Origin of the sequence: Actinomadura sp. KC216, assembly GCF_004348535.1 — a bacterium.
GTDB lineage: Bacteria > Actinomycetota > Actinomycetes > Streptosporangiales > Streptosporangiaceae > Spirillospora.
The window spans coordinates 1-10,042 of the sequence record NZ_SMJX01000301.1; the positions used below are offsets into that span (position 1 = coordinate 1).

Annotated in this window: 9 protein-coding genes; 7 read left to right on the top strand and 2 right to left on the bottom strand. The window is 72.3% G+C overall.

Features of this window, described 5'->3' with window-relative positions:
* Window positions 1-674: hypothetical protein (locus tag E1264_RS34255; protein WP_207936591.1), on the top strand; the 674-nt coding region annotated here is incomplete at its 5' end.
* A 104-nt stretch (window positions 675-778) separates the two neighbouring features.
* On the opposite strand, the gene E1264_RS34260 is transcribed toward E1264_RS34255, so the two are convergent.
* Window positions 779-2,461, bottom strand: a complete 1,683-nt coding sequence (locus E1264_RS34260) for a hypothetical protein (RefSeq protein ID WP_132180268.1) — start codon at window positions 2,459-2,461, stop codon at window positions 779-781.
* Window positions 2,462-2,865: 404 nt separating this feature from the next.
* Here E1264_RS34260 and E1264_RS34265 point away from each other — a divergent pair, with 404 nt between their 5' ends.
* Entirely contained in the window at window positions 2,866-4,338 is a 1,473-nt protein-coding gene (locus E1264_RS34265; RefSeq protein ID WP_132180270.1) for a hypothetical protein, read from the top strand.
* A 48-nt stretch (window positions 4,339-4,386) separates the two neighbouring features.
* The gene (locus tag E1264_RS34270; protein WP_132180272.1) at window positions 4,387-5,112 is read left to right on the top strand and encodes a translation initiation factor IF-2; all 726 of its coding nucleotides are present in this window, start codon (window positions 4,387-4,389) and stop codon (window positions 5,110-5,112) included.
* A 3-nt stretch (window positions 5,113-5,115) separates the two neighbouring features.
* Here E1264_RS34270 and E1264_RS34275 read toward each other — a convergent pair whose 3' ends face one another.
* Window positions 5,116-5,457 (bottom strand): MmcQ/YjbR family DNA-binding protein, encoded by a 342-nt coding sequence (locus tag E1264_RS34275; RefSeq protein ID WP_132180274.1) that lies wholly within the window; start codon window positions 5,455-5,457, stop codon window positions 5,116-5,118.
* A 63-nt stretch (window positions 5,458-5,520) separates the two neighbouring features.
* Here E1264_RS34275 and E1264_RS34280 point away from each other — a divergent pair, with 63 nt between their 5' ends.
* From E1264_RS34280 to E1264_RS34295, 4 genes are all read left to right on the top strand, one after another.
* Window positions 5,521-5,913 carry a CU044_2847 family protein gene (locus E1264_RS34280; RefSeq protein ID WP_243711338.1) on the top strand — a complete coding sequence of 131 codons (393 nt, stop codon included), beginning with the start codon at window positions 5,521-5,523 and terminating at the stop codon, window positions 5,911-5,913.
* A 6-nt stretch (window positions 5,914-5,919) separates the two neighbouring features.
* The gene (locus E1264_RS34285) at window positions 5,920-7,599 is read left to right on the top strand and encodes a trypsin-like peptidase domain-containing protein (RefSeq protein ID WP_132180276.1); all 1,680 of its coding nucleotides are present in this window, start codon (window positions 5,920-5,922) and stop codon (window positions 7,597-7,599) included.
* A complete protein-coding gene (locus tag E1264_RS34290) occupies window positions 7,600-8,571 on the top strand; it encodes a MoxR family ATPase (protein WP_132180278.1) in 972 nt (323 codons plus the stop codon).
* The coding region (locus E1264_RS34295; RefSeq protein WP_279491818.1) for an SAV_2336 N-terminal domain-related protein at window positions 8,561-10,042 on the top strand (1,482 nt) is incomplete at its 3' end. The genes E1264_RS34290 and E1264_RS34295, both read left to right, overlap by 11 nt.

Genomic DNA, 10,042 nt, shown 5'->3' on the forward strand with positions numbered 1-10,042 from the left:
GAGTGGGCGCCGTGATCGCCACGTGGGTCCTCTGGCCAGCGGGGCCGGGCGTCGGCGGAGTCAGCCGTGGCGGGATCCATGCCTACTGGACCCGTCCGGGAATCCTGACCGGACAGCACAGCATGCCCGCGTCCGACACCCCCTACATGGACCTGATCATGACGGTCACCCCCGCGCGAGCGAAACGCGGCACGACCATGCGGCTCGTCACCCAGTTCCGCGCACGCACGCCCGCAGGCGCGAAGTACCTTCCCGGCGGTCAACGCCAATGTTTCGGCGAGAAGACCAAGCGCACGGACGTGGTCGGCGGCTTCAAGTTCGGCTGGAACGGAGACGACGCCCCGTTCAAGGGGGACTACCTCGCCTTCTACCGGATTCCCCCCGCGAAGCCGAAGGAACTTCCCACCGGGACCGGCGCCGTCATGGCGCCCGCGACGAGTAAGACCACTGGGGAGTCGCAGCCCTACGTCCAGTCCGAATGCGCCTTCCTGAGCAGGTACACGATCACCACCACGCTCCGCGTGCCCGGCCCGGACGTGCTGGCACCGGGCACCTACCTCGTGACCCCGATCTCCCCCATGCAGATCACCGGCACGAGAGAGGGCGTCTCCCAGGAAGCGATGGGAACGGTCAACGAGGGTTCCGCGCCCATGGTCGAGATCCTGGACGGCTGACCGCGCGGTCTGGTGCCGGGCTGTGTCTGCGGCGCGTTGGACGAGGCGAGCGCTTCGATCGGGGGGTGCGGTCCCGGGCGTGTGGGCCCGGGACCGCGATCGGGTCAGCTGAGGCCGTAGGCGCGGGTCACGGTCTGCTGGACCGCGTTTCCGGAGGCGTCGGTGGCCTTGAAGCGTAGGGCCACGTAGCCGTTGTGGGTGGTCGGGTGGGAGACGTTGGCCGTCCAGCGGTCGGTGCCGTTGGGGGTCAGGGGCACGGTGGTCCAGGTGGCGCCGTCGTTGAAGGACGCCTCCAGAGAGGCGGTGGACACCGCGCTGCCGCCTGCGGCGCGTTCGACCACCACGTCCAGCGGGAACGTGACGCCCGACGGGGCGCGGCCGGTGTTGTCGTAGTTGCCGGTGATCCGGGGCTGGAGGAGGCCGCGCTGGTCCTCGAAGGGGTCACCGGGGCGTTCGGCGGACGGGAACGTCCAGCTCGCGTTGACGCTCGACACGTACTTCGACCACGGGACCGAGCGCTGCAGGGACAGGTCGAGCCGGTACGTGGCGGCCTCGGCGGGCACGTTCCAGTCCCCTGCGAGCGGGTTGGTGCTCTGGCCGACGAGCTGGCCGTTGCGGTAGAGGGTGAGCGTGCCCGGGGTGCCCTCGGAGTAGTTGCCGCCGAAGTTCTCGTGACCGGGCGTGCCGGTGTCGGCGATCAGCGGGCGGGCCAGCAGCAGGCCCTGGCCGTGCCCGGTCTTCATGGTCGGCCCGAACGCGGCCCCGTTCCACGTTTCGGAGTAGGTGGCGCCGGGGGCGTAGTTCTGCCACCCGGTGTGCCGTTCGGCGATCTGGGTGGTGCCGACCTGGTAGAAGTAGTTCCCCTTCCAGGTCACGCCGTCCGCCGTGTAGTAGATCCGCTGCGTGCTGGGCGCGGCGGCGGCGTGCGAGAGACCCACGACCGATTCGTTGATGCCGTCGAAGTCGACGATCGTGGCGTGCGGGCCGACGCCGCCGGACGGCACGCCCTGGGACGCGTAGGTGGTGTTCACCAGCGCCAGGCTGCTCGGCGCGGCGGTGAAGGTGAGCGTGCTGGGGATGCGCCCGGCGGTCGGGAACGCCAGGTTGTAGACGCGCGGCGCGGGCTGGGTGGTCAGCGGCTCGGACTGGCTCTCCACGTACAGGAAGTGGTACGGCCGCGTCGTCGTGGACGACGGCCAGGCGCGGAGGCTCGTCTGCGGGGTTCCGGTGATGATGGACGATATCTGCTGTCCCGCGATCGTCTGCGTGAGCTCGGCGTGGCTGACGACCTCGGTGGCGGTCGCGGACGGGCTGACCGCCTTGATCTCCGTCGCCGTCCTGGCGTCCATGGTGACGTCGACGTCGGCGCTCACCGACAGCGCCGGGTTGCCGTAGAGGGCCAGGTCTCTGGGGTTGGCGGGGTCGCCGGTGAGGACGATGGCGGACAGGTCGTAGGTCCCGGCCGGGACGAGCGCGGTGAGCGTGTCCCCGGACTGGGTCAGCGGGTACTCCGCGCCGGTCGCCGGGTCGATCAGGCCGGCGAGGGGCGCGACGGGCGTCCCGTCGATGTCGATGCCGCGGATCGTGACCGTGTGGTCGGCGGCGGCGCCGCGCGCGGGGGCTTTGATCTTGCTGTGGCCGATGCTGGCGGCGGGCCGGGGCTGCTTGGTGGCCCCGGGCTGCTTGGTGGCCCGGGGCGTGGTCGGGTCGGCCGTGGCGGCCGGTGCGGGGACGAGTAGCGCGGCCAGCGTGGCCGCTCCGATCAGGGCTGGTTTCCAGCGCCTCACCCGGTTTCCCTTCTGTGCGTTGACAGGGGCGGAAGTTGGGTGCAGAACCGGACGTGCGGTCCCCGCGAGGACCCCCGCCAGCGGGGGGTTCTGTCCCGATTTCCAAGATCACCTTATCTTGATCTTGATCGGGGGCATTGTGGTGAACGTCTCGGTGCGTCCGGGTTTCGGGCCTCTTCGGGTCCGGGCAACGCTGCCATGTCCTGATTTCGTGACATTCGGGCGGAGCGCCGAGCGGGCGGTGAACGCGCTGGTAGGATCGCGGCCGATGCGTGGGCGGAGGGGCACGGGCCCGAGGTTCCCGCCCCCGGCGTGACGCGGCCGGCCCCCGGCCGCCGCAGGACCGTCCCGGTCGGCGCAGGTACGCACGATTCCACCCGCCCGTCTGCAGTAAAGGGTTCCCGGTGTCGCTCTCCCCTCTGGCCGAACGCCTCCCGAAGGTCGTGGCCGCGGTGAAGGGGAACCGGCTCTTCGCGGTGGTGCTGGTCGTGGGCGTCGCGCTCCGGGTGATCACCACGCTCGCATTCCAGGGCGTGCTGTGGTTCAACGACAGTTACGACTACGTGCGGATCGCCAACGATCCGTTCCCGCATCAGCTGCGGCCGTCGGGCTACGGGATCTTCCTGTGGGTGCTGAAGCCGTTCCACAGCCTCGCGCTGGTGACGGTGCTGCACCACGCGGCGATCACCGGGCTGGCGGTGGTCGGGTACCGGATGCTGGTGCGCGACTTCGACGTCCGGCGGGCGTGGGCGGCGGTGGCGGTCGCGCCGATCCTGCTGGACTCGTACCAGATCACGCTCGAGCATCTGCTGCTGTCGGACACGCTGTTCACCGTCCTGGCGTTCGGCGCGATGCTGGTGCTCGCGAAGCCCGGCGCGACGGGATGGCGGCGGGCGGCGCTGGTGGGCGCGCTGCTGGGCGTGGCGGCCGTCACGCGGACGGTCGGGGTGCCGCTGTTCCTGATCGCCCTGCTGTACCTGCTGGTGCGCCGGACGCGCTGGCCCGCCCATGTCGCGCTCGCGGCGGCGTTCGTCCTGCCCGTGGGGGCGTACGCGACGTGGTACCAGCAGGAGCACGGCCGGTTCACCATGACCGGGGTGGACGGCATCTTCCTCTGGGGCCGGACGGCCGCGTTCGCCGACTGCGACGCCTTCACGCCCCCTCCGGACATCGCCCGGCTCTGCCCCCATGGCCCCAAGGAGGACCGGCTCGCCTCGTCCCACCAGATCTGGGTGGAGGGCTCGCCGACCGGATGGACGAACGGCAAGGCGTTCGACGAGAAGACCAACGCGGACGCGCAGCGGTTCGCGCTGTGGGCGATCCGGAACCAGCCGCTCGACTACGCGCGGGTGGTGTCGTACGACTTCTTCGTCCGGACGTTTTCGTGGAAACGCAGCCAGTACCCCACCGTGGGCACCGAGGCCAGGTACCACTTCCCGACGAAGCCCACCGCGCGTAAGCCTGACCTCCCCGTGCTCGGCGGCGGCGACCGCCGGACGGTCGTCCGCGAGTATTCGCATGGCACGGGACGCACCCACATCGTGGAGCCGTACGCGGGCATCATGCGCGGCTACCAGGAGAGGGTGAGCGTCCCCGGCACGGTGCTGGGGGTCGTCCTGTTGGCGGGGGCGGCCGGGATCGTGTGGCGGCGGGCGCGCGCGCGGACGGCGCTGTTCTGGACGACGAGTGTGACGCTTCTGGCCATCCCACCCATCACCGTGGACTTCGACTACCGGTACCTGCTGCCCGCGCTGCCGTTCGCGTGCTTCGCGGCGGCGATGGCGTGGGGACGCAGCGTCCCGTCCGGCAGGTCGAAGGCCGGGCCGGTCAGGGAGACGCCGGACGAGAAGGAACCGCAGCCCGCCACCGCGAACTGAGTACGAACGCGGATGTCGCGCGGGCTCCGGCGCCTCGATCATGAGTCCATGCGCAGAATCGCGATCGTCCTGGTGGGCCTGCTGGTCACGGGATGCGTCCCCGGGACGTCGCCCGAGGACGAGGCCACCGACGACGCCCGGGAGAAGGCCCGCCGGGTCAAGAACGTCGTGTACGGCGGGCGCACGTGGTCCGCGCAGGACGTGGGGCACCTTGCGGCCGACCTCGGCAAGGTCGACGTCATGCGGGTGAGGGGCGTCTCGACCGGCACGGGGGACGGGGTCCGGGTGGTGGTCCGGACGTCCGGCTCCGCGTTTGAGGACTGGGGCAACGAGATCACCGTGCGACGGTGCTTCGAGTTGCGGTTCAAAGGGGACGCGGAAAGGGACGACGACCCGCGGGAGGTGCCCTGCCCGCAGGGGGAGCCGCTCACGTTCAAGCCGTGGCCGAAGACGCCGGACATCCCGTCCGGGCGGCTGGAGAGGGCGCTGCCGCGGGTCCCGGCCGGAGGCGCCGCGGAGGAGGCGAAGGTCCGCGCGGCGGTCGCGTCGCTGCGCCTCGACCCGGCCATCCGCGTCGAGTTCATGACGCAGGGCGGCGTCGTCGGCGTGGTGTTGAAGGTGAAGCCGTACTTGTCCGAGGCGTTCGACTGCGTCCTGGCGCGGATCGCGCCTGGCCGGACCTCCGTGTGGTCGCCGTCGAGAATCCAGCGCATGCCCGGCGAGGGCGGGTGCAGCGCGGGCAACGCGATCGACCCGATGCCGCCGCCGCACTGAGGGTCAGAGGCCGAGCCGGGCGGCGGCGACCTTTTTCGGGACGACCATGCGCCACGCGTCCACGACCAGCTCCCGCATCTCGGGTTCGTCGAGCGCCTCCGTCCAGGCGTGCACCCAGTTGAAGCGCAGGTCCGATTCGCGCGGGAGGTGGAACTTCTCCGGCTCCGACTCGATCAGCGCGGCGCGTTCCTCCTTGGGGAACGCGAAGCCCATCACGGTCTCGTCCTGGGAGAACGCGACGTAGACGATCGAGCCGACGCGGAACTTCACCTGGTCCCGGATGAGGTGCTCGGACGTGCGCGGAAGCGTCCGGGTCAGCGCCCGCACCTGGTCAACGGTGATCATGCTGTCCTCCTGTGGCCGTGTCGCGCGGGGCGCGGTGTTCCCCGGCAAAGCATCACACACCGCATGATCTTGATAGATTTCCGCGACGAGGGGGCGGACGTGAACGAACTGGTGCGCTGGCAGACCGAGCACGGGACCATCGTCGTGGAGACCGACGACCGCGAGCCCGGGTTCTCGTCGGTGTCCCGCTCGGGCGGGATGATCCACGACGCCGCCGGGAAGTTCGAGGACGCGTTCCAGCACGTCCGGGACGCGGCGGAGACGGCGCTCGCGGCGCTGCGCGGCGGCGAGCTGAACCCGGACGCGGTCGAGCTGGAGTTCGGCGTCAAGCTGAACGCGGCGGCCGGGGCCGTGATCGCCAAGACGTCCGTCGAGGGGCATCTCAAGGTCAAGATGACCTGGGGCCGGCCCGCGGCGGGACCGGGAGCGGGAACCAGGGCCCCGGAGGAGGCGTAACCGGACGTGGACGGCTGGCAGTGGCGCGCCTGGGTCGGCCATCCGGCGGGCGGGAAGCTCGGCGCCGCGTTCCTCGTCACCGGGACACGGCTGCTGACCTGCGCGCACACGGTCCACGGGCTGGACGAGGCGCGGGTCGGGTTCCCCGGGCTCCGCGAAGGGCTCACCGCCAGGGTCGTGTGGCGCGGCGGATGGCGGCGGGAGGGCGACACCGGCGACGTCGCCGTCCTCGAACTGGACGAGCCGGTGCGCTACCCGCCCGCCCGCCTCGCCGCCCCCGACGACCTGCACGAACGCACCACGGGCGGCCGGACGTTCGGCGTCTGCGGCTTCCCCCGGCGGCACGACCGGAACGAGCGGCACGCGACCGTGACGACGTCCCCGTACCGCGGCATGCGGCAGGAGTGGTGGGAGCTGAAGACGGGCGCGGGCGAGTGGCTAGAGGAGGGCTACAGCGGGTCCGCCGTGTACGACACCTCGACGGGCGAGGTCATCGGCATGGTGACGAACGCCGAACTCCGGCACGGCGAGCGCGCGGAGCTCGGCTGGATGCTGCCCATCACCAGCATCCGCGCGCACTGGGAGGAGCTCGACGACCTGCTCCCCCTCCGCTGGACGACCCCGGACGCGCGCCGCGAGCTGCGGAAACTGCTGGACGGCGTGCGCTTCACCGAACCGCTCGCCGCCGCCCTGGAACGGGCGGTCGGCCGCCCGCCGGTCGGCGAGTTCAGGTCGGCGTGGGCGTCGGTGCGGAACGTCGCGGAAGGGTTCGCGGAGGAGCGGCTCGTCCGGTATCTGGCGGCGCTCGGACCGCACCTGCCCGAACCGCGGCGGCAGCGGCTCGCGGGCTGGTCGGCGCGGCATCTGCCCGCCGCCGCGCCCGCCGCCCCGGACCCGGCGGGTTCCGGGCCCGCGTCGGTGATCGTGCAGCTGGAGCGGGTGACGTTCGACAACGCCTTCGACGTCACCGTGCACACCTGGATCGACGGGGCCAAGGGGCCGTGCAGGCCGACCGTGCGCGTCCCGGAGCGGCGGGTGCGGGCGACCGTCGAGGAGGGCGTGTCCGCGCTCAAGTCGGCGCTGATCGGACGCGACTGGATGATCGAGTTCGCGGTTCCGGAGAGCTGGCTCGGCAAGCCGTTCGAGCAGTGGTACGTCGAACCCCGCAACAAGATCCTGATGCGCAAGTATCCGGTGGTGGTCCGGGACGTCGAGCGCCTGCGCCCCGACTCGATCCGCCGTGACCAGGCGCACCACCGCTGGAAGGTGCTGAACGCGCGGGGCCGCAGCGACCCGCGTCCGATCCCGTGCGACGAACCGCGCAAAGGCAGCGAATTCCAGGACTGGCTGGAAGCGCACGTCGATTTCTGCGTGCTCGTCTATGGGGCGCGTCCCGCCAAGAGCCGGTTGACGGCCGCGCTCAACAACGGCATCCCCGTCATGTTGTGGACGCGTACGCCGTGCGACGCCCCCGCCCACGGCGACTGCCGCGGGCACCGCGTCCTCGACGAGCTGACCGCCGCCGTGGGCGACAAGCACCCCGGCGACCTGCCCCAGGTGGCGCTCGCTCTGCGCAAGCAGGCGCTCATCACCCCGAAGGACGAGCCGCACTGCGGACGCGACCTGACCCTGCTGTGGGACGACCCGTCCCGGCTCCCCGATCCCCCGCTCGCCATGGAGGTTTAGGTGCCCGACTGGCTGCTCTACACAGGGAGCCGTCGCCCCCACGACGGCATCGACCGGTTGCCTCCGCCGCCGCCTTGGCGCGCGTTCCACGGCGGCCCCGTCCTGCCGTTCCCGTCCGGGGGTTCGGGCAACGAGCACCAGGCGACGACGTACCGTCCGTCGGACGATGCGGTGCAGCAGGTCAACGCCGCCTTGTATTTGCGCCGCCCGCTCCTGGTGACGGGCCCGCCCGGCACTGGGAAATCGACCCTCGCCTACGCGGTGGCCCACGAACTGGGGCTCGGACCCGTCCTGCACTGGCCCATCACCAGCCGGACGACCCTCCGCGACGGCCTCTACCAGTACGACCCCCTCACCCGCCTCTACGCGGCAGGCCGAACCGAAGCGCCCTCCGAGGAGGACATCGGCCGCTACATCCGCCTCGGCCCCTTGGGCACCGCACTGCTCCCCTACGAGCGTCCCCGCGTGCTGCTCGTGGACGAGATCGACAAGAGCGACATCGACCTCCCCAACGACCTGCTCACGATCTTCGAGAAGGGCGAGTACGAGCTGCCGGAGCTGACCCGCCGCGCGGACCCGTCCGCCGACGTCATGACCGCCGACGGCCCCGGCTCCCGCGTCACCGTCACGGCCGGAACGGTCCGCTGCCATGCGTTCCCGCTGGTCGTGATGACCAGCAACGGCGAGCGCGAGTTCCCGCCCGCGTTCCTGCGCCGCTGCGTCACCGTCGAGCTGCGCCAGCCGTCGGGCGAGGCGGAGCTGGCGGCGATCGTCCGCGAGCACCTCGGGCCGCTCGCCGACCAGAGCGACGACCTCGTCCGCCGGTTCTTCGAGCGCTCCGCGTCCGGCACCCTCGCGACCGACCAGCTCCTCAACGCCGTCTACCTGTGCCGCCACGCCGGCACCGAGGACCGCCGGGCCCTGGCCGACCGCATCATGCCGTACCTGTCGGAGCCCATCGATGACGATTGACCGCCTCCGGGAGGCCCTCACCGCCATCGGGCCGCCACCGGACGCGCGCGAGCTGAGCGAGATGCTGTGGCTCGCCTGCCACATCTCCCCAACCGAGGCCGCCCCGCCGGTCGCGCCGGCGGCGCCAGAAGAGCCTGCCGAGCCGCCCCCACCGGCCGCTCCGCCCGCCCCGGCTCCGCAATCGGCGCCGCCGCCCGCGCGGGAGCCGCGCTCCCGGCTGCATCCCCGGCCCGCGCCTGGGGCGGCCGACCCGGTCGGCGAGGCATCGGAGGTGCTCGTCCCGACCGCGCCGATGCTGGCGGATCCGCTCGGCGTGCAGCGGGCGCTCCGGCCGCTCAAGCGCCGCGTCCCGTCCAGGCACCGCTTCGAGCTGGACCAGGACGCGACCGCCGCCCGCATCGCCGACACCCGCCTGTGGACACCCGTCCTCGTCCCGTCGCCCGAACGCTGGCTGAGCCTGTCCCTCGTCGTCGACACCGGACCGACGATGCGGCTCTGGCGCCCCCTCGCCCGCGAGCTGGCCGAGACGCTCGTCCGGCAGGGCGCGTTCCAGGACGTCCACACCGCCTTTCTCGACACCACCGGCGGCATCACCGCGTCCCCCGGTGCCCCGCGCCAGAACCCGGGCGCCCTCATGGACGCGTCGGGCCGCCACGCCGTGCTCGTCCTGTCCGACTGCTCCGGCCCGCACTGGTGGAACGGCCGTGCCGCCCGGGCCGTCCGCCGCTGGGCGCAGACCGGCCCGACCGCGATTCTCCAGCCCCTCGCCGAACACCTCTGGCGCCGCACCGCCGCCCCCGCCACGCCTGGCGTCGCCTTCCTGCCCCGCCCGGCCGCGCCGAACACCGACCTGCGCTTCACCCAGCACGACGGCGCCGCCGCGCCCGGAATCCCCGTCCCCGTTCTGGAGGCGGCGCCGCGCTGGTTCGGCGCGTGGGCCCGGCTCGTCTCCGGCTCCGACCCGCAACCCGCCGCCATCGCGACGTTCCCGTCCCGCCCGTCCGGGACGACGCCCGTGCGTCGCGAACGCGAGCTGCCGATCGGCGAACGCGTCCGCCGCTTCCTCGCCACGGCCTCCCCGGACGCGGCCGAACTCGCCGCGCACGTTGCTGTGTCCGTCCCGTCCCTGCCGGTGATGCGCCTCATCCAGCACCGCGTCCTCGGCGGCTCGGGCCCCGGGCAGCTCGCCGAGGTCCTGCTGAGCGGACTCCTGCGCCCGGCCGGGGGCGTCCGCTACGAGTTCGTGCCCGGCGCCCGCGAGGCCCTCCTCGACACGCTCCCGCGCCCCGAGGCCCTGCACACCCGCCACGTCCTCGAAGCCGTCTCCGCCGAAATCGAACGCCGCGCGGGAACGTCCACCGACCAGTTCCGCGCCCTGCTCCCCGCAGACGGCGGCCCGCTAACCCTCACCGCCGACACCGACCACTTCGCCCTCCTAACCCCCCGAACCCGCTCCCACCTCGTCCCGACC